This window comes from Candidatus Eisenbacteria bacterium, from assembly GCA_020847735.1.
Taxonomy (GTDB): domain Bacteria; phylum Eisenbacteria; class RBG-16-71-46; order RBG-16-71-46; family RBG-16-71-46; genus CAIXRL01.
The window spans coordinates 328,935-349,598 of sequence record JADLBL010000020.1; the positions used below are offsets into that span (position 1 = coordinate 328,935).

The 20,664-nt window shown below is 68.1% G+C and carries 12 protein-coding genes; 7 read left to right on the plus strand and 5 right to left on the minus strand.

Translation table 11 applies throughout. From position 1 onward, the window contains the following. Positions 1-19: 19 nt before the first annotated feature. Positions 20-2,737 (minus strand): M6 family metalloprotease domain-containing protein, encoded by a 2,718-nt coding sequence (locus tag IT347_10060; protein MCC6349916.1) that lies wholly within the window; start codon positions 2,735-2,737, stop codon positions 20-22. Between the two features lie 213 nt (positions 2,738-2,950). Between IT347_10060 and IT347_10065 the strand changes: the two genes are divergently transcribed. From IT347_10065 to IT347_10090, 6 genes are all read left to right on the plus strand, one after another. Beyond that, positions 2,951-4,231: a GWxTD domain-containing protein gene (locus IT347_10065; protein ID MCC6349917.1), complete on the plus strand. Its 1,281-nt coding sequence runs from the start codon at positions 2,951-2,953 to the stop codon at positions 4,229-4,231. Further along, positions 4,228-5,181: a C40 family peptidase gene (locus IT347_10070; protein MCC6349918.1), complete on the plus strand. Its 954-nt coding sequence runs from the start codon at positions 4,228-4,230 to the stop codon at positions 5,179-5,181. Before IT347_10065 ends, IT347_10070 begins: the two co-directional genes overlap by 4 nt. Before the next feature lie 167 nt (positions 5,182-5,348). Then, the gene (locus IT347_10075; GenBank protein ID MCC6349919.1) at positions 5,349-6,590 is read left to right on the plus strand and encodes a hypothetical protein; all 1,242 of its coding nucleotides are present in this window, start codon (positions 5,349-5,351) and stop codon (positions 6,588-6,590) included. A gap of 375 nt (positions 6,591-6,965) precedes the next feature. Beyond that, positions 6,966-9,812, plus strand: coding sequence for a TonB-dependent receptor (locus IT347_10080; protein ID MCC6349920.1), 2,847 nt, complete (start codon positions 6,966-6,968; stop codon positions 9,810-9,812). A 29-nt stretch (positions 9,813-9,841) separates the two neighbouring features. Then, a complete protein-coding gene (locus IT347_10085; GenBank protein MCC6349921.1) occupies positions 9,842-13,018 on the plus strand; it encodes a hypothetical protein in 3,177 nt (1,058 codons plus the stop codon). Between the two features lie 52 nt (positions 13,019-13,070). Next, positions 13,071-14,153: a PorV/PorQ family protein gene (locus tag IT347_10090; GenBank protein ID MCC6349922.1), complete on the plus strand. Its 1,083-nt coding sequence runs from the start codon at positions 13,071-13,073 to the stop codon at positions 14,151-14,153. A gap of 70 nt (positions 14,154-14,223) precedes the next feature. Here IT347_10090 and IT347_10095 read toward each other — a convergent pair whose 3' ends face one another. The 4 genes from IT347_10095 to IT347_10110 all read right to left on the minus strand — a co-directional run bounded on the left by IT347_10095 (position 14,224) and on the right by IT347_10110 (position 19,198). Continuing rightward, complete coding sequence (locus tag IT347_10095; GenBank protein MCC6349923.1) at positions 14,224-15,489, minus strand: Glu/Leu/Phe/Val dehydrogenase; 1,266 nt, start codon at positions 15,487-15,489, stop codon at positions 14,224-14,226. 144 nt (positions 15,490-15,633) lie between these two features. Continuing rightward, positions 15,634-16,386, minus strand: coding sequence for a hypothetical protein (locus IT347_10100; protein MCC6349924.1), 753 nt, complete (start codon positions 16,384-16,386; stop codon positions 15,634-15,636). A 17-nt stretch (positions 16,387-16,403) separates the two neighbouring features. Next, positions 16,404-17,072, minus strand: coding sequence for a hypothetical protein (locus IT347_10105; GenBank protein MCC6349925.1), 669 nt, complete (start codon positions 17,070-17,072; stop codon positions 16,404-16,406). After that, a complete protein-coding gene (locus IT347_10110) occupies positions 17,060-19,198 on the minus strand; it encodes a hypothetical protein (protein MCC6349926.1) in 2,139 nt (712 codons plus the stop codon). Before IT347_10110 ends, IT347_10105 begins: the two co-directional genes overlap by 13 nt. A 412-nt stretch (positions 19,199-19,610) precedes the next feature. On the opposite strand from IT347_10110, the gene IT347_10115 reads away from it, so the two are divergent. Further along, positions 19,611-20,648, plus strand: coding sequence for a rod shape-determining protein (locus IT347_10115; GenBank protein MCC6349927.1), 1,038 nt, complete (start codon positions 19,611-19,613; stop codon positions 20,646-20,648). Positions 20,649-20,664: the final 16 nt, after the last annotated feature.

Consider the following 20,664-nt stretch of genomic DNA (forward strand, 5'->3'; position numbering starts at 1 on the left):
AGGGCCAGCGCGACGCCGATCAGCGCAGCACCACCAGTCGGGCGTGCGCGGTCCTGCCGGCGCGGACGAAGTAGAGGCCGGGGGGGAGCGCGCCGGTCAGCGCACGGGGGAACTCGGCTCTTCCGCCGGAGGCGGCCGCGATCGTGGTCGCGACCCGGCGGCCGCTCGCGTCGAACAGCTCCACGCGGGCGGCCGGAGCGATCGCGGCGCCGCTCAGCAGCAGTCCGGTTCCGGCGCGCAGCGGATTGGGCCCGAGCGCGAGGGAAGCCGCCGGAGCGGGCGCCGGCGGAGGGACCCCGAGGACCGCGTTGCCGTCGAGCCGGCGCCGGCGGGACATCTGCTGGAACCCGGAGGCGCCGTAGTTCGTGTACAGGACGCTCACCCCGCCGTTCGTCACCGCCAGCACGCTCGTTCTCGAGGCGTTGCCGGCGGCGGGATCGGAGATGTCGGTCGAGCGGAAGTCCCAGCCGCGGCCCCGCGCGAAGCGCCGGTAGCGGACCTGCATGCCACCCGGCGTGTCGCGCTCGAACGCCAGGTGCAGGTTGCCGAAGACGTCGAGGGTGAGCGAGGGATTCTGGAGCGTGCTGCTGGAGCTCTCGAGCACGGTATCGCGCGGCGCGAACGACCCGGTCGCCGGGCGGGACATGTAGTGAAGCTCGCTGGCGCCTGGCGCGCTCTGCTGCCAGACCACGTGCGCCGTGCCGGCCGAGTCGGCCACGACATCCACCGACGCCTGCTGTTGCACGACGTTCGAGGTGTAGCGCAGTTTCGGACCCAGCCCGGAGTCCGGGGCGTAGCGCGCGAACATCACCGCGTACTGGCCGGTACGCCGATCCGGCCACAGCAACCATGCCCGCCCATCCGGCGAGGCGGAGAGCACCGGGGCGGAGGGGTCGTCGAGCGAGTCGGTCACCGCGAGCGCCGTTCCGAAGGGCATGGCCCAGTGGAACGTCAGGAAGCGGAGCGTGGCCTGCGACGAGCCCTGCTCGAGCCAGGCGGCGAAGATCCTGCCACGCGCATCGGCGGCGAGCGCCGGAGCCGTGCATGCGGCGGGCGCGCTGGTCAGCGCGGTTTCGCCCAGCCAGGTGCCGGCGATGCGGGCGCGGTACCAGATCTGATACGTGCCGCTCCGGCGATCCGACCAGGCCACGGCGAGATCCCCGCCGGGAAGCGCGGCCAGCGTCGGCTGGATGGCCGCGACGGGGCTGGACGAAAGCTGCTCCGCCGGCTCCCAGTCGCCGTCGAACGAGCGGGTGTGCAACAGGATCTGGGGCCTGCCCGAACGCGAGTCCGAGAACACTTCGTACTCACGACCCTGAGGAGTCACGAACGCATGCCGGCTGCGGCCCGGGTCGGGCAGCGGGCTGAAGGCGGGGTCCGAAGCGGTCGAGATCGGTTCCCAGCCGGGGGCGCGCACGTGGAAGTTGGCGGTCGTGCCGCCCGTGGCGGGCTGGATTCCGTCGAGCACCAGGTTCGTCACCGCGCCCGAGACGCTTCGCAGCGACGGGCTCGTGTCATCGTCGAGCCGGGTGACGCCGAGCGCCCCGGGGAGAGGGTCGTTGCCATCGCCACGGTTCAGGCCGTCCCCGAGGTCGTCGTCGCCGTCGCCCTCGAGCAGCCGGAGTCCGGGAGTCGGACCGGAGTTCACCCGGTTGGCGGCGAGCCGGGCGCCGATCGCGGCCTCGTCCACCTGGTAGATCACCAGGCCGCGGCCGGGCAGGTTGCGATCGAAACCCGACCGCTCGCGGCTCTCGACCAGGAAATGCTCCGAGCTCGCCTCGCCCTGAAACGAGTACTCGAGGATCTGACCGCCGTCCGCCACGGGCACGAGCGTCGCGACCGAATCGCGCACCGGGCGCGCGGCAGCGGACCAGCCGAGGTAGAGGGAGGGCCACGCGCCCGGGTGCACCGGATACTCGGGCGAGCGACCGTCGCCGCCATACGCGCCCGTGGACATCAGGGACCAGTTTCCCGGGCCGACATTGACGGCGCCGCCGAGCGCCGCGGTGTCGTAGAGATCCGGCAGCCCGAGGGCATGCCCGAACTCGTGGCAGAAGACCCCGATCTCGCTCAGGGCTCCCGGCTTGAATCCCGAGATCTCCGGCAGCACCGCGAAACGGTCCACGCGCACCTTCTGGGAAGTGGAGCCATTCAGCAGGTCCGCCGTCTCGATCACCCCGCCGAAACTCCAGCCCGAGCCGAGGCGGGCGGTGTTGGAGTAGAAGTTGCGCCGGCTTCCCGTCAGTTCCGCCCCGAGCCCGGCGTGCACGATCCACAGCATGTCCACGAAGCCGTCCCCGTCCCGATCGTAGCGATTCCAGTCCACCAGCGAGTCGGCGGCGAAGAGCGCGTCGCGAATCAGCCCCCAGTTGTTGTTGGGCGTCGAAAGCGGGTTCAGACCGTAGGAATCGTTCGTGTAGTAGTTCTCGGGATGGGGCAGTTGAACCGCCCCGACCACCTCGCCCCGGAAGCGCAGGTGCCCGCGCGAGGCCCACTCGAAGTAGTCGGGCACGGAGCCGGTCGCGGTCGCGTGGGTGGTGTCGAACAACGCCGACCGCAGTTCCCCGGGACCGTGGCGAAGGGTGCTGTCGGTGAAGCTCACCATGATGACCGGCACCAGCCAGTCGCTCAGGTTGGCGCTCGTGCCGAGGGCGGGGCGCGCCGGCAGGTCGAAGATCCCCGCCGCGGCGGCCTGGTGCACGACCGCTGGCAACACGCCGCCGAGCGGGGGCGGCATCGTGAGGGCGGAGCGTGGCGAGCCCAGCAACACGGCGCCAGCCGCCAGAAGGGGGAATGCGAAGCGAACGCAGGGTCGAGGCACGATCTCTCGAGTCGAAGGGTCGGGTGGGATCGGCCCGGTCAGACCCAATTGCCTCCAGTTACGGCTCCCGCGTCAAGGGACAATTTCCGGACGCGGCCCTCTCCAGCGGCATGTGCTAGCGTGCGGGCAGTGCCTTCCTTCCACCTCTCCGGCCAGGCCGTGCGTCGCATCGGCGTGCCCGCCTTCGCGGCTGCCGCCGTGCTTCTCGTGGCCACCGGCGCCCTCGCCTCGGGCGAGCTTCAGCCCCTGCGTTCGCTGCAGCCCCCGCTGTTCACCGCGGACGTCGCGGTGGCGCTCGACTCCACCGCACACCCGACGGTGGAAGTCACGTTCACGCTGCCCTATGCGGAGATCAGCTGGAACAAGCTCCAACGGGGCTACGCGGGCGGAGCCGGCTTCTCGATCGTCTTCGAGCCGTCGGGCGGTCGGCGGCTCTTTGGCGACTCCTGGGAGAAGCGCCTGCTCGTCGAGAGCTATGGCGCCACCCGAAACCAGCGCAACCAGCTGGTGGTCCGCCGCTCGTTCGACCTTCCGCCGGGGCGCTACCGGATCAGGGCCCGCGTCCGCGACGTCAGCTCGTGGGTGGAGTCCGAAGCCGACGACCAGCTCGATCTCGCCGATCTGGCGAATGTGCCGGTCGGCTTCTCGGACCTCCAGCTTGGGACCAGCGACTCGAGCGGGAAGTTCACCCCGGTCGCGACCCGCAGGTTCGGCGACGGCGCCATCGGGTTGACCGCGCGCGCGGTCGCCCTCGACCGGCGCGCGGGCGAGTGGCCGCGCCTGGCGAAGCTCCACTGGCGGATCAGCGAGGCGGGGGGCGAGGTCGTCCAGGAAGGGGACACCACCCTGACGCTGCGGCAGGAGGTGCAGCCCGTCGAACTGCGGCCGCGAAACCCCGGACTGTTCATCGGCGACTACCTCCTCGAAGTCGAACGGGTCGAGGGCAAGTCGCGCTGGCGCACGTCGCGCACGTTCGAGGTCGAGGAAAGCGGCCCGCCGAGGGGAAAAGAGTACGCGCTCATGCTCGAGGCGCTTTCCTACATCGCGCAGCCCAAAGAGATCGACGCCATGCGGAACCTGCCCGAGGACCAGCAGGCCGAGGCCTGGGAGCGCTTCTGGGCGCGTCGCGACCCCACGCCCGAGACCCCGGTCAACGAGAACCTGATCGAGTTCTATCGCCGGCTCCGCCACGCCAATCGGCAGTTCCAGGGCATCGGACCGGGCTGGCGCTCGGACATGGGCCGCATCTACATCCGCTACGGACCTCCCGACCAGGTCGAGTCGCAGCCGGGCAGCGCGACATCGCCGACGATCGAAATCTGGTACTACCACCAGCCCTACCATCGCTTCGTGTTCGCCGACCGGGAAGGCTTCGGCCGCTACACGCTGCTCAATCCCGAGGCGGAGTGAGTTATTCCTTCGCCGTCGTCAGTCTGCCGGCGCTCGACCTGCGCAGCCGGCCCGCCCACACGGCGGAACTGGGGTCGCAGCTCCTGCTCGGGGAGATCGTGCGGCTGGGCGTGGCCCGGAAGGGCTGGCGACACGTCACCAATCTCGCGGACGGCTACCGCGGCTGGGTTCGCGAGTGGGGGCTCGTTCCCGCCAGCGACCGCCGGGTTCGAGCCTGGCGGCGCAAGGCCCGGGCGTCGGTGGTTGCGCCGCTGGCGATGCTGAGCGCAGGCCCTCGCGGCGGGGTCGGTGCCGGCCCGGTCTTCTTCGGCTCGCGCGCGATTCCCGGCCGCCGGAGCCGGGGCCGGATCGAGTTGGAGCTGCCCGACGCCCGCCGCGGGTGGGTGGATCGCTCGGCGGTCGCCCTTCCCGGTGACGCGCGGCCAGCGCTCGCGCAGCGGATCACCAGCCTGCTCGGATCGCCTTACCTCTGGGGCGGGCGGACCCCAGCAGGCTACGACTGCTCGGCATTCGTCCAGCAGGCGCTGCTCGAACAGGACGTGCGGCTGCCGAGGGACGCCGCGCAACAGCTTTCCGCGTGCCGGCGGCTGGACCGCGGGGAGGAACCGGTCCCGGGCGACCTGGCCTTCTTCGCCGGCCGCTCGGGCCGGATCGAGCATGTCGGGATATTGTTTGCCCCAACGCTCTTCGTTCATTCTCGAGGCCGGGTCCAGTTTGCCTCGTTGTCCCCGGACAACCCTCTGTACGACAAAGAGTTGAGTGTTCAGCTGGCCGCCTGGGGACGCCCCCAACTCGGCGCCGGAAACTGCAGGCCGGACGCACCTGGCGCTTTTCCGCCCTTGACAGCCCGGGGGGGCGTTCATAACGTGCCGCGCGGGCGAGTGCCAGGATCCTTCCGCCAAGAAGGGTTCGGTCGGGTTTTTCCTTCGCGGCTCCATCACAGGGAATGAGATGGGGCTTTTGGCATGTAAACGGGTTTCAGTGTCGGAGGACGACAGCGAAAGGAGGTGGGGCACGGACCAACTCTCGAGTTGGCCAGCTGGCCAGCCCCTCGGCTAGGTGGTGCCAAAGTGGCTTCGTAGCTCTTACCTCGAATCGCGCAAGGAGGCTTCAACTCATGATGCACCAGATCAAGCGCTTCATCGTCGTGGCGGCGGTCGCCAGCATGGTGCCGGCAATCGCGTTCGCCTCGACGGGTCGTATCTCGGGTCTCGGCATCCCCGGCGACTACGTCAAGGACTACACCGGGATGTTCACGTACCTGTCTTCGGTCAACTCGACGGGCAACCTCGTGTATGCCGAGACCGGAACGATGTTCGGCGTCTCGACGGCGGATGACCGCGCGATGGGCGCGGTGCTGCCGAACCTGTTCGACGGCAAGGCCGGCGTGTGGGCCATTCACACCCGCATGTTCAACCCGGCCCTCGGCCAGTCCTGGTGGGGCGCCCCGATCAACGGTGGGTTCAATTCGTTCGACCCGAACGACGACGCCAACGGTTCCGAGTCGTTCGACCTCATGTGGGGACACCGCATGGGTTCGGCGAACCTCGGCCTGCGCCTGAGCCGCCAGTTCTTCTCGTTTGACAACGGCACGGACACGCAGGAAGGCTCCGACTCCGATGGCCGCAACATCATGGGCTTCGGCGCCGGCGTCGGCTTCGACATGAACGAGAACACCTCGGTCGAGGTCTCGGCCCAGTACCAGTCGCGTGGTTTCAAGCAGGGTGACCAGCCCACCGACCTGCAGGACGACGGCGGCGGTGCGTACCTCATCGCGGCGCGCGCGTGGATGAAGCAGGGCGCGAGCACGACGATCGTCCCGGTCGTGAAGGTCTGGTCGATCGACCAGTCCACGAAGAACTCGACCACCACGTTCGACGACAAGCTCAGCGGCTGGCAGGCGGGTCTGGCGGGCAACTGGAACGTCGGCCGTGACGACCTGTTCGTGCTCGGGGCGCAGCTGGTCGGCAACAAGAGAGACCAGGGCACGGACGAGTTCACCGAGACGCTCCTCCCGAACCTGTTCATCGCCCTCGAGACGCACCTGAACCCGTGGCTGGCGTTCCGCTGCGGCGCCCAGCAGTCGGTGTTCGGCAGCTACAAGAACGAGCAGCCGGGCCTGACGCAGACGACCAAGGTCTCGGATTTCAGCTTCATGATGGGCACCACGGTCAAGATGGGCAACGTGCAGTTCGACGCGGTCCTCGATCCGGCGTTCTTCAACAACCCGTTCGCGCAGCTGCTGGGCAACTCGAGCGCGGTGTTCGAAGGCACGGGCTACGGCATGGACACGCGCGCGACCGGCGGCCCGGGCTTCGGCTCGGCGTTCCCGCAGGTCAGCCTGACCTACACCTGGTAAGTCGAAGCACCGCTTCGGCGGCAAGTCGGGGGCGTCCCACTCGGGACGCCCCCGAAGTTTTTTCGTGCCGGGGCCTCCGGTTGAACGTCGGGGAGGGTGGCCGCGCCGGGCCCCTGCGGTCCCGCGCGGGTGGTTCCGACGTTGACAGGACACAAGTTCTGGACCTAGCTTTCGCGCACGGGTTCTGCTCCGAACGGTTCGCAACGCCACTGGACGGCGTTCCCCTCGACTCTGCGGGGGGAGCCGGAGGGTCTGAATGATTTCAACGGCGCACTCCCTCATGACCCGATCCCCCTTTGTCTCGTTTGGCCGCCTCGTCGCGACGGAGTCTGTCGCTGCGGGTGGCATTCGCGTCCCTTGAAAGGAGACCAGCCCATGCCTCGAAGCTTCCTGTGGGCCATCCGGCTGACGGTTCTCGCCGCCGTGGTGGCACTGGTGCCTCTGGCCCTGGCCGGCACGACCGGCAAGCTGTCGGGCCGCGTCGTGAACGAGAAGAAGGAGCCGCTCGCCGGAGTCAACGTCCGCATTGATGGCCAGCGCCTGGGTGCGATCACGGACGATGACGGCAGCTACTTCATCATCGGCATTCCGGCCGGCCAGTACGTCGTGCGCATGAACCTCGTCGGCTACGCGCCGTTCGTCGCCGAGCGCGTCGAGGTCTCGCCCGACTTCACCACGACCCAGGACGCGCAGATGCGCACCGAGGCCGTGCAGCTCGGCGAGGTGCGCGTCGAGGCGACCCGTCCCCTGCTGCAGAAGGACGCCACCGGCACGACCCGGTTCATCAGCTCGGACGACATCCAGAAGCTGCCGACCCGCGGTTACCGTGACGCCGCCGCCCTGCAGACGGGCATCGTCAACTTCGCCCGCAACATCGACACCGAAGCGCAGAACAACAACACCCTGATCATCCGCGGCGGCCGGCCGAACGAAACCGCCTACTACGTGGACGGGTTCTCGCAGCAGGACCCGCTGACGGGCACCTCGAGCACCTCGATCAGCAACAACGCGATCGAGGAAGTCGTCGTCCTGACGGGCGGCTTCAACGCCGAGTACGGCCGCATCATGTCCGGCGCGGTGAACGTCGTGACCCGCGAGGGCGCGGACAAGTACTTCGGCTCGATCGAGGCCGTCACCGACAACCTCGCGGGAAGCTGGATCGGGGCCGACAAGACCGACTACAACATCTACGACGTGTCGCTCGGCGGGCCGCTCTGGCCGGGCTACGAGGACGCGAACTTCTACGTCTCGGCCGAGCGCCGCTGGCAGGCCGATCGCGCCCCGGGGTTCCTGTCCGACGTCTTCAAGGACCAGCTCGCGACCGAAGGCCTCGCCGAAGGCCGCAAGCCTTCGAACAGCTCCGGTGGACAGACGTTCCAGGGCAAGGTGACCTGGCGGCCGACGGAGAAGGGCACCCTGAAGCTGAGTGCGCTGGGCTCCGAGGACGACTGGCGTCAGTACCTGCACGCCTACCTGTTCGACCTCCAGCACGCCCCGCGCTACTACGACCGCAACAAGTCCTACGGCGCCACCTACAGCCACGTGCTCAGCCCGCGGACGTTCTTCAACCTCTCGGGCAATTACTTCGAGACGATGCGCAAGCGCGGAGACGGGCTGGCGTTCGACCGTCTCGCCGAGTACTACACGCCCGGCGGCAGCAACCCGACCTACGATTCCGACCTGCCGTTCTTCTGGCGTGACGGTCACGTCTTCGACGACTACCTGCAGCGGCGGTCGTCCTATTACGGCATTCAGGGCGGGTTCACGTCGCAGATCAATCAGCACAATCAGCTCAAGGTGGGTGGCGACTGGCAGCGGCACACGCTTCGCTACTTCGATCACTTCTTCCCGGTGCAGCTCGGCGGAACGAATCCCAACCTGCTCGACTGGGACGGCTACGGCTACCAGATGAACGTCTTCCGCGACGCGAACAACGTCGTGACGCGCATCGACCTCGAGGAGGTCAATGGCGGCCGGGACGGCGCCAAGCATCCGCAGACGTGGTCCACGTACGTGCAGGACAAGTTCGAGCGCTCCGGCGTGATCGTGAACGGCGGCCTGCGCTTCGATCACATCAACGTCAACACGCCCGCGCTGCGCAGCGAGCGGTTCCCGCTGGGCGTGGACGATACGACCGCGAACCTGAGCGGCAGCCGGCTGGACGACGCCGACCTCGAGCCCAACAAGACCTACGCGCGCATCTCGCCGCGTCTGGGCGTCGCCTTCCCGGTGGACGAGAAGACGGTGCTTCGCTTCAACTACGGCCAGTTCTACCAGCAGCCGAACCTGCAGGACCTCTATGTCAGCTACCGCTTCCTCGACTACAAGGTTCGCAGCGGCGGTTACTTCGTCGGCTTCGGCAACCCCAATCTGCGCCCGGAGCGGACGACGGCCTACGAGGTCGGCGTCCAGCGGCAGATGGGGGATCGCGTGCGCCTCGACGCGACGGCCTACTACAAGGACGTCAAGGACCTGGTCGAGATCCAGGCGATTCCGTCGAGCCCCAAGAGCTTCTCGTCGTACCGGAATCGCGATTTCGCGACGATCAAGGGCTTCGACCTCGGCATCGCGATGCGCCCGGTCAACCACTTCTCCGGGCAGCTTTCGTACAGCTTGTCGTTCGCCAAGGGCACCGGCTCGGTGTCGAACACTCAGCGCAACATCGCCTGGGTCGGCACCGAGGTTCCGAAGCAGACGGCTCCGCTCGACTTCGACCAGCGCCACAAGATTTCGATGAACGTGGACTGGCGACTCGGCAAGGGCGAGGGCCCGCTCATGGGCTCGCACCGCTGGCTCGAGAACACCGGCATCAACGCGCTCTTCAACGTCGGGAGCGGCACCCCGTACACCCCGACCAAGGTCTACAACGAGGTGACGCTGGCCGCGGTGGCCTCCGAGCCGAGCGGTCCGGTCAACTCGGAGTACGGCCCCTGGTCGGTGAGCCTCGACCTGAAGGCGACGCGTGAGTTCGTGCTCGGCAACCTGAAGGTCGAAGCCTTCGTGTGGGGACTCAACGTGCTGGACAACAAGAACCCGATCACGGTCTACACCTCGACCGGATCGCCGTACACCACGAACTGGATCAACACCGACGACGGCCAGACCTTCCTCGCGAACACCGTGGCGAAGAACGGCGGGCAGCTCTACGACCTGGCCGAGAACAACCCGAATCTCTACGCCAACCCGCGTCTCGTGCGGTTCGGACTGCGGACGAGCTTCTGATGAACCTCATCGCCGGCAGGAGGCCTGAGATGATTCTTCGCCGTTCGTGGCCCGTGTGGGCCATGGTCCTGCTCGGTGTCGCGCTGCTCGCGGGCAGCGCGTCGTCCGAGCCCAACCGGGCACTCGCGCGGGTCGCCGTCCGCAAGCCGGCCGTCAAGCCGGTCAAGGCGCTGAAGGACGAGCGCGTCAACACCGAGAGCAGCGATCGGCGGGTGGACGTCAACTCCATCAACATGTTCGTGACCAACAAGGGTTCGATCGCGAACGACTTCGCGAACAACAACAACTCGGGGCTGTTCTTCCCCAAGGGCACTCTGAAGACGGCCGTGTACGAGTCGGGCATCTGGATCGGCGGCAAGCTCGCCGGTTCGCTCAACGACTACCGGGTCGCGATCGCCGAATACAGCCAGGAGTTCCAGCCGGGCGCCATGACCGGGCCGGGAGCGTGGGACGATCCGAACGACCCGGCGTTCACGGTCTACAAGGTGGCTCGCTGGAGCGGCAACCCCAACGATTCCGCGCACGTCGAGCGCGACCCCGTGGCGGTCGGCAAGGACCGCACCCTGGACCCGCTCTTCCATCATTCGTGGAGCGAGTACATGGCGGGCGCCGTCCCCTATGGCGCGCCGTGGAAGTACTACGACCTGCCCGACCCGAACAATCCGGGCGGAACGGTGCAGGTTCCCGGTCCCGACGTGACGGGCGACCAGATGCTGTGGTCGGTCTACAACGACGCCGACCCGGCCGTGCACACGAACCAGCTCTCGACGCCGCTCGGCGTCGAAGTCCAGAACTCGGTCTTCGGGTTCGACCGGCAGGGCGCGCTCGGAAACACGGTGTTCCTCGACTACAAGGTCATCAACAAGAGCGGGAACGACTACGACTCCTGCTACGTGATCCTGTGGTCCGATCCGGACCTCGGTGGCGCGGGCGACGATCTCACGGGCTGCGACACGACCCTGTCGGTGGGCTACGTCTACAACGCCACCAACACCGACCAGCTCTACGCCGGCCGCCCGCCGTGCGTGGGCTACGACTACTTCCAGGGCCCGAAGGTGAACGGTGTGCCTCTCGGCATGTCGGCGTTCATCCAGTACATCAACGGTACGGACCCTTCCAACGCCACCGAGACGTACAACTACATGCGCGGGTTCGCGAAGGACGGCTCGCCGATCATCAACCCGGACACCGACGAGCCGGCCAAGCTGATGTACCCCGGTGACCCGGTGAAGGGCACGGGCTGGCTCGACTCGAACCCGTCGGACCGGCGCTTCATGTGCATCGCCGGCCCGTTCACGCTGGCGGCCGGAGATACCCAGGTGATCGTCGGCGCGATCGTGATCGGCCAGGGCGGCAACCGGCTGTCGTCGATCACCGCGATGAAGTTCTACGACATCAAGGCCCAGAAGGCGTTCGACCTCGACTTCGACCTGCCTTCTCCGCCACCGCAGCCGCAGGTGTCCTTCAGCACGGACCATGGCAGCGTGAACCTGCTGTGGGACTCGGGTTCGCGCTTCAACTACATCGCGCCCGCGGGCTACGCGTTCGAGGGCTACAACGTGTACCAGGGCGCGTCCGTCGCCGGCCCGTGGACGCGGCTGTTCACGTTCGACGTTCCGAACGGCATCGGCGTGGTGCGCGACTCGGTCTTCGACATCGAGGTCGGCGAAGTCATCCACGACATGCCGGTCGCCTTCGGCGGCGACAACGGCGTGCAGTACACGTACGCCGCCAACACGGACGCGATCCGTGGCGGTCCGCTGCGCGACGGGACGCCGTACTTCTACGCGATCACGGCCTATGCGGTGAACCCGAACCCGTCGCAGGGCCTCGACAAGGTGCTCGAGACGTCCTTCCAGCCGGTCACCGTGATCCCGCAGCGGCCGGCCTCCGGGACCGACGTCAGCACCGCGTACGTGAACGCGGCCGATGTGCACCGGGTGAGCACGGGGACGCCGGCCACGACCGATCACGTCGTGGTGGACGTCGTGGATCCCGCTTCGATCACGGGGCACACCTACGCGATCACCTACCAGGGCGCGAGCCCGCCGTACACCTGGTCGCTCACCGACCTGACGACCAACCAGACGCTGCTGTCGAACCAGACCGAGCGGACGAACTCGCCCTCGTACGCGCCGGTGGACGGCATGGTCATCAAGCTGCGCGAGTCCCAGACCTCGCATGGCCCGCTCAACGACGTCTACTACGCGCCATTCGACAACGACATGCCGTGGCACGGCGTGGGCGCGGGGCTGGGGGACGCGGCGACCGGTTCGGAGCTTTACGACGACAGCTTCGGGTACGGCTTCGACTTCTTCGCCGGCATCGATCCGGACGCCAGCCCGGGGCTGTTCCCGAGCGTCGAACTGCGCTTCGGGCCGACGCAGCCCGGGTACATCTACTACCGCGACGAGCTTCCCGGCTCGGGCGGCGCCCCCGCCAACACGGGCCGTGGCTACACGTACGGCGGACTCGGCACCGTGCCCTTCCAGGCGTGGGACGTGGACAACAACGTCCAGCTCGAGGTCGGCTTCGTCGAGCGGCGGATCACCGACAACGACGGCAATCCGGCGGCCAGCCAGCCCGCGACTCACGACGGCATCTGGATGCCCGACGGCAGCTCGACCGGCGGCCGCGAGTATCTCGGCATCAGCTCGTATCCGTTCGTCGCCGGAACTCCGAACCCCCTGCTGGCCGCCGACGGCGCGCTCGTGGGCGGTGACGAGGGCTGGCTCTACGACGCGTGGCTCTACCGGACCGGCACGGTCAAGCCCGGAGACAGGTTCATCATCGTCTCCGGCGGCAACCGGCCCGGCACGCCCAACGACTCGCTGATCTTCACGACGGTCAAGTCGTCGAGCGGAGAGGTCGCCCTGCAGCGGGCGGGCTTCTCGAAGATTCGCGCGGTTCCGAATCCCTACTACGCGCATTCCGCGTACGAACTCTCGTCGCTCAACCGGATCATCAAGTTCGTGAACATGCCGGAGCAGGCCACGGTGCGGATCTACAACCTCGCCGGCGACCTGGTCCGGACCCTCCACAAGACCGACGCGTCGTCGTCCATTCTCGAGTGGGACCTGCTGACGGAGAACCAGCTGCCGGTCGGAAGCGGTGTGTACGTCTATCACATCGAGGTGCCGGGAGCCGGGCAGACCTTCGGAAAGCTCGCGGTCTTCGTCGAGAAGGAACGACTGTCCAACTACTGATCGGGAGGGCATGGACATGAACAACGGAAGGAGCCTGCAAATGGAGGGCAGAATGGCCCGATATTTCCTGCGCGCGCTCGTCCTGTCGGCCCTCCTGGGGCTGGCCGCCGCGCCGGCGCTCGCCGGCTCGGAGGCCCGCAAGGGCACGGCGGGCGCGATGGAACTGCGCATTCCCGTGGGCGCGCGTGGGACGGCGCTGGGCGGAGCGGTCGCCAGCGACATCACCGGCGTGGAAGCCATGTTCTGGAATCCGGCCGGCCTCGCGAGCGTGACCGGGACGGACGCTCTGTTCTCGCACCAGAACTACTTCGCCGACATGCAGCTGAACTACGCGGGCGTGGCGACCAACCTGGGCGGGTTCGGCGTCCTGGGCGTCAGCGTCAAGGTGCTCTCGGTCGGCGACATCTACGTCACGACCGAACAGGCGCCGGACGGCACGGGTGAGATTCTCACCCCGACGTTCGCCGTCCTCGGGGCGAGCTGGGCCCGGCAGTTCACGGACCGGGTGAATTTCGGCGGCACGCTGAGCTACGTGACGGAGAGCATCGCCGACAATTCCGCCAATGGCGTCGCGTTCGACTTCGGCGTCCAGTACGTGACCGACTGGCACGGGTTCCGGCTCGGCATGGTCATCAAGAACTTCGGGCCGGACATGTCGTACAGCGGCCCGGGGTTCGAGACGAGCGTGCTCGATCCGAACCAGGATCCGAACGCCGGCCCGCACCGGCTCTCCTACGCAGCCACCACGTTCGAGATGCCGTCCTACATCACGCTGTCCACCAACTACAACATCGTGCAGTCGAGCAAGGCCCGGTTGACCGCGCTCGCGGCGTTCCAGAACAACAACTTCTCCGGCGACAATCTCCGGGGCGGACTGGAATGGAGCTACCGCGACATGCTGGCGCTGCGCGGCTCGTACTTCGGCAGCTTCAACGGCAAGATCGACCCGACGACCGGCGACGAGACGTACAAGTTCGACAGTGGCGACGACCTGTACGAGGGCTGGGCTCTCGGCGCGGGTCTCGGCACCAAGGTCGGGGCCACCTCGCACCTGGGGGTGGACTTCGCCTACCGTCCCGTCAAGGACGGCCTGTTCGACGACACGTACGAACTCGGGGTGCGCCTGAAGTTCTGAGCGTCGCCCGCACGAACGATTCGGCCCCCGGACCGCGAGGTCCGGGGGCCGATTGGCTTCTCCGGGCGGCTCAGGAGTACATGCCGCGCAGCTCGTGCACGCGCTGCACGCGGCGAATCGCGACCATGTAGGCCGCCACGCGCAGCGAGCACTTCTCGCGGACGGCCACCTCGACCACGTCGCCGAAGGCCTGCTCCATCTTCTCGCGCAGGCGGGCGTTCACCTCGCGCTCGGGCCAGTAGAAGCCCATGCGGTTCTGCACCCATTCGAAGTAGCTGACGGTCACGCCGCCGGCGTTGCACAGGATGTCCGGAATCACCCAGACGCCCTTGTCCTGGAGAATCTTGTCGGCGTCGGGAGTGGTGGGACCGTTCGCGCCCTCGCCGATGATCCGCGCCTTCACCCGGGGCGCGTTCTCGTCGGTGATCTGGTTCTCGAGCGCCGCCGGGACGAGGATGTCGCAGTCGTACTCGAGGATCGAGGTCGTGAGCGGCTGCCCGCCGGCGAAGCCGGCGATTCCCCGGCGTTCCGCGACGTGCTTCAGCAGGGCCGGCACGTCGAGCCCGGCCGGGTTGTGCACCGCGCCGCCGACGTCCGAGACGGCCACGACCTTCGCACCGCACTCGCGGACCAGCAGGTCGGCCGCGACGCCTCCCACGTTGCCGAAGCCCTGGACGGCCACGCGGGCATCCTTGAGGGGCATGTTCAGGTGCCGGCACATCTGCTCGATGCAGATCATGACTCCGCGTCCCGTCGCCGCGCGGCGACCGGCCGAGCCCCCGATCTCGAGCGGCTTGCCGGTCACGACCCCCAGTTCGTTGCGACGGGTGTGCATCGAGAACGTGTCCACGATCCACGCCATCTCGCGTTCACCGGTGTTGACGTCCGGCGCCGGCACGTCGCTGTCGGGGCCGAAGACGTCGGACAGATCCGCGGCGTAGCGGCGGGTGAGGCGCTCGAGCTCGCCGGCCGAAAGCTTTCGGGGATCCACGACCACGCCGCCCTTGCCGCCGCCGAAGGGCAGGTCGGCCACGGCGCATTTCCAGGTCATCCACGCGGCGAGCGCGGAGACCTCGTCGAGCGTCACGTCCTGGTGGAAGCGGATGCCGCCCTTGGCGGGGCCGCGCGCGATCGAATGCTGGACGCGGTAGCCGACGAACACCCGGATGGTCCCGTCGTCCATGAGCACGGGCAGATGCTGGATGGTCGCTCGTCGCGGGCGCTTGAGGACCTCCTTGAGCCCCGGATTCAGGCCCAGGCGGGCGGCGGCTTCTTCGAACTGCCGCTCGGCGTTTTCGAGCGGATTGAGCTGCGAGTTGGCCCCCACGGCTGCCATGGGTTCGTCCTCCGGGGACACGGCGTTCGAGCGCGCCGGTGCCCCGAAGCGGGAGGTGCGGGGCGGCGACGCGGATCGCAAAGCAAAGCGCCCGGCAGTATAGAGACGGACCGAAGGCGTCTCAAGACCGGCCGGGCGCCCGGCTCACAGGCCCTGGAGCTTCACCCGGCCGAACGTGGACTCGACGTACTGCAGCATTCCGCGGTTCGTCGTGGCCGGGGTCGCTCCCGGTCGGCGGGACGCCGCGAGGCCGGGAGCGGGGGCGGTGGCCGAGCCGCCCGGCGGCAGCGTCTCGTCCTCCCAGCGTTCGATCCACCACCGGTTGGGATCGGGCTGGAATCCGCGCGCCGCCAGTTCGGGCGGGATCGCGGCCGAGTCGCCGCGTACGAGGTAGAACTTGGCGTAGCCGTTCACCTCGTTCACCTCCGGTCCGCTTCCGCGGTCGATGATGACCTTGAGGTTCACCTTGGTGCGGATCGAGTAGTGCCAGGGCGCGGTCTTTCCCGGCCGGTCGTCGTTGAGCGGTATCAGCGTCTTGTCGAGGTCCAGCTGGATGTCGCTCGCCGGGTCGTGGTCGATCGTGCCGACGAAAAGCCCGGTCGCGGTCCGGAGTTCGTCCTCGCGCGTGAATGGCGCGTCGCGGTACGCGTTGCCCGCCGAGTCGCCGAGCGCGAACTGGAAACGGTAGTCGTCGGTGAAGATCTCCTCGTACTCCTTGATTCCGCGGTTCTTCCAGCACCACTCGAAGAGCCGCACGACGTTCGCCGGGGTGTTCGGAACCGGGGCGGGGGTCGAAGCCACGCGCGTGGTCGAGACGTTCGGGTCGAACGGATTGAAGCAGCCGGCGGCGCCGGCGACGGTCACGGCGAGAACGAGGGGGGCAAGCAGGCGCTTCATCGGAGTCCTCCGGGCGATCACGAAGCCACCGACTCCAACCGGCGCCAGCCGAGCGTCCGGTTGTTCGGGTCCACGGGATCCACCCCGATCAGCGGATCGAGGCGGTCCTCCCAGCGGAGCACGTACCAGCGGCCCTGGTACTTGACGAGATACAGGTCCACGTACCCGACGGCGACGATCAGCGTGGTCGTCGAAGCCGTGGCCGCGACGTAGTACTTCCGGTGCAGGAGGGCGGTCCCCGCCGTCTCGTCGATCAGGTCGTTGGGCGAGGTGTCGTCGGCATCGAACACCATGACGTAGTCGCCGTCGAACTGCGAGATGAACTTGTCGTAGAAGCGGGTCTCGTTGTCGATCGTCCACGGATCGGGCGGCGTGATCGGCGACGAGAGAAGCCAGGCCGACAGGACGCGCGGGTCCTGAAAGGCGTAGAAGGCCCGCGTGCCGGTGCCGGTGGATTCGGCGAGGGCGTCGCGCCAGGCGAGCCGTCCGGCGGGGCCCTTGTTCGCGATCGCGGCTTCCAGGGTCAGGAGCAGCCGGGCGGGTGTCGAGAAGTCCTCGACGAGACCGGTTTCGTCGGGCGGCTCGGGCTTCGCCGGCGCGAACGGGTTCGTGCAGCCGGCGAGCGCCAGGCCGAGCAGCATCGCGGCGAGCGTCGCGCGCGGTCCCGTGCGGATCAGAGTTGCCATGTGAGCGTCAGGCTCCCGCTCCAGTAGTCGGTGACCGCCCGGGGGGAGACCGTCGGGACGCCGTTGGTGAACGAGGTCGAGCGCGAGTCGTCGAACGAGCGCGAGATGTTGCCCGCCAGCGTGCCCTTGCGCCCCAGCTGGAGGTTCAGATCCACGTTGCCCCCCATGCTCAGGCGGCGGTCGTCGCGCTGCTTCGCCGAGATGCCGTTGTTCGTGCCCGAGCGCACGTCGGCGCGGTAATCCGGTTCGAGCGAGAACGAGATGGAGGGCGTCGGTGCGTAACGGATCGAGGCGTGCAGGCCGAGGTTCTCCGACTCGTCCGAAAGCTTGAGGTACTCGAGCCCGTCGGGGTCGCGTGTGTAGCTTCCACGGGGTTGCTGTTGCGCCGTGTGCATGACCATGACCGTCAGCCGGGGCGTCAGCACCGTGTTGAGGGTGGTGAGCGTCCGGTAGTTGAGCCCCAGGGTGTTGCGGTCGTCGGCGAACGGATAGAACCGGTAGTCGGCGGTGACCTGGTTGTTCTGCGACACGGTGAGGCCCGTCATCATCTGGTAGCTCCACGTCCACTCGGCCCGGTAGCTGCGCGTGTCGTTGTTCGACGAGGTCGAGGAGCGTGGCAGGTTGATCGTGCGGTTGAGTGTCACCTCCAGCGCGGTGCTGGAAGTCAACCGGACGTTAGGATTGTATCGCGCCTCGAACCGGTAGGACTGACGGTAGGTGTCCCGCGGCGTCGGCGGGGTGGTCGAGTCGTGCGTCGCCTCGTAACGATAGCGTGACAGGTTCACGGCGAGATTCAGCTTGGCCTGCACCCGGGGTCCCAGCCCGCGAACGAACTGCGCGTCCGCGGAGCGGTTGACCGACCGCTCGATGTAGCCGTACGCGCCGCGCAGACGCGGGTAGTCCGAGCTCGCGCGGGCGTCCGCGTAGTTGCCGTCCACCGCCCAGCCCATCAGCGACCAGCGTAACGTCGCCTTGCCGCCGTAATCGTGACGGCGCCCGTTCTGGTTCTTGCTGTTGCCCGCGTTGCCGATCAGGTTGAGCGTCCGGTCGTTGTCCCGCCGCAGCCGCAGGGTGCCGTTGACGCTCTCGTTCGCCTGCCGGATCGAGTTCACCAGGTTCTGGTCGGTGGGCGTGTCCACGCGCGTGCGCCGCAGGGCGTAGCTGAGGTTCAGCCCGACGGGCTTCGCCGCGAACATCGTCGTGGTTCCGGCCAGGTTCGTCGCCAGGTCGATCGCGCGCAGTTCCTCGACCGCCTCCGGACGGCGGGTGCGGGCGAGGTTGGTGCTCGTCGCGCCCGAGAGGTCGTTCGTGAACCAGTTTCCGATCTGGGTGCGGATGCGTCCGTCGGCGCGGCCCGAAAGTCCGCGCTTGATCTCGATGGACGGCTTATCGTCGTAGAGATATCCGCCCAGCAGGTTGAGATCCGTCGAGGAGCCCCGCTTCCCGCGCCGCTGGTTGCGGGCGGTCAGCTTGAATTCGTTCAGCGTCTCCTTCTGGTTCGAAGTCGAGTTGGGGTCGTAGCTGTCGTAAAGCATCGTGTGGGCCCACAGGCCGAAGGACTGCTGCTCGCTCAGGCGCGTTCCGGCCTCGCTGGTCATGTCGCGGGTCTGCCGCAGGGTCGTGGCCGCGACGCTCTTGTAGCGTTCGAGGTTCACGTCGGTGCGGTTGTTGGCGTACCACGGGCCCCGCCGGACGCGGTACTCGGAGTTGTTCGACCACGCGCTCGTCGTGCGCGTGGAGGTCCAGCCGCTGGTGAAACGGAAGACGTTCTCGTCGCGCAGGCGGTTGCGCCCGCCGGCGAGGGGATTGAACCGTTCGCGGTCCACCACGACGCCGACGCTGTCCACAGGCACGCCGAGACTGTCGGAGAGCACCAGGAGCCGGGCGAGCGGAAAGCGATAGCGGATCATCAGCGCCCGGAGCGTGTCGGGCGCGAGCCCGAGCGAATCGGCGGCGGGGAAGATCCCCGCGAACACGAGTCCGAGCGTGTCGCGCAGCAGCGTGGTGTCCGCGAACGCGTATCGCCCCGAGGCGGGCTGCTGCGCCCTGCCCGGGAGCGGGGTCGAGCCGAGCACGACCGCGAGCGGCACGGTGAGCAGCGTGAGGCGGCGTAGAAGACGGTCCATGCCGATGCGGTGACGAGTCTCCGGAGCGATCGGGGCGAGGAGCGCATTCCGGGCCGGAGCCCGGCGAAGGCGCCGCACTATGCCATACCCCGCGGGGGTGCGTTTGTGCCGGGGCATTTCCCCAAAACGGCGGTGGGTGAAGGAGGTATCGGCCGCCGGACCGGTCCACCCGCGGCCCGTCGGCCGCCGGTTCCGATGGAGGTTTCGGGCCACCCCGAGGTCGCATCCGTGCCGCTCGTCGCCGGCTTCCACGCGGCGCGTCCAATGGCTTGCCGCGCTGGGGCTTCGGATGCTAGCTTGCGGCGGTTTCCGTGGGGCAGGGAGGCCCGACCGGAGAACTGCACCCCGCGCTGCAGCCCGCCGCTTCCTGTCGGCCACCCGAAGCGACTCACCCCAGCACGATGAGGCAGGGATGTTTCTCGACAGCCTGATGGGGTTCTTCTCCACCGACGTCGCCATGGACCTCGGCACGGCCAACACACTGGTCTGGGTCAAGGGCCGCGGCATCGTGCTCAACGAGCCCTCCGTGGTCGCCATGGAGAAGGCCACGAACAAGGTCGCCGCGGTCGGGAACGAGGCCAAGCTCATGCTCGGCCGCACGCCCGACGAGATCAACGCGATCCGCCCCCTCAAGGACGGCGTGATCGCCGACTTCCAGGTGACCGAGCACCTGCTGCGCGTGTTCGTGCAGCGCGTGCAGAAGCACAAGTTCCTCGTGCGGCCCCGGATCATCATCTGCGTACCCTCGGGCATCACCGAGGTCGAGAAGCGCGCGGTGATCGACTCCGCGGTGCGTGCGGGATGCCGCGAGGTGCTGCTGGTGCCCGAGCCCATCGCGGCGGCGATCGGCGTCGAGCTGCCGGTGGACACGCCGACCGGCAACATGGTGGTGGACATCGGCGGCGGCACGACCGAGATCGCGGTCATCGCGCTGAACGGCATCGTCACCAAGAGCAGCATCCGCACCGGCGGCGACGAGCTCGACGAGGCCATCTCGAACTATTCCAAGAAGGCGTACAACATGCTCATCGGCGAGCAGACCGCCGAGCGCATCAAGATCGAGATCGGCTCGGCGTTCCCGCTGCCCGAGGAGATGGACATGGAGATCAAGGGGCGCGACCTGGTGCGCGGCATTCCGCGCACGTTGCGCGTCTCCTCGGTCGAGATCCGCGAGGCGCTGCAGGAGCCGGTCGGGCAGATCGTGAACGCCCTGCGCGAGTGCCTCGAGCGCACGCCACCCGAGCTGGCGGCCGACATCGTGGACCGCGGCATCTATCTGACGGGCGGCGGCGCGCTGCTGCGCGGGCTCGACCTGCTGATGCGGGAGGTCACGAACCTCAACATCCGCGTCGCCGAGGACCCGCTGACCTGCGTGGTGCGCGGCGCCGGCAAGATTCTCGAGAACCTCGAGATCTACGAGAAGGTCATCCTGAGCGGGCACCGGGACTAGCCCGGGACGGCCCGGG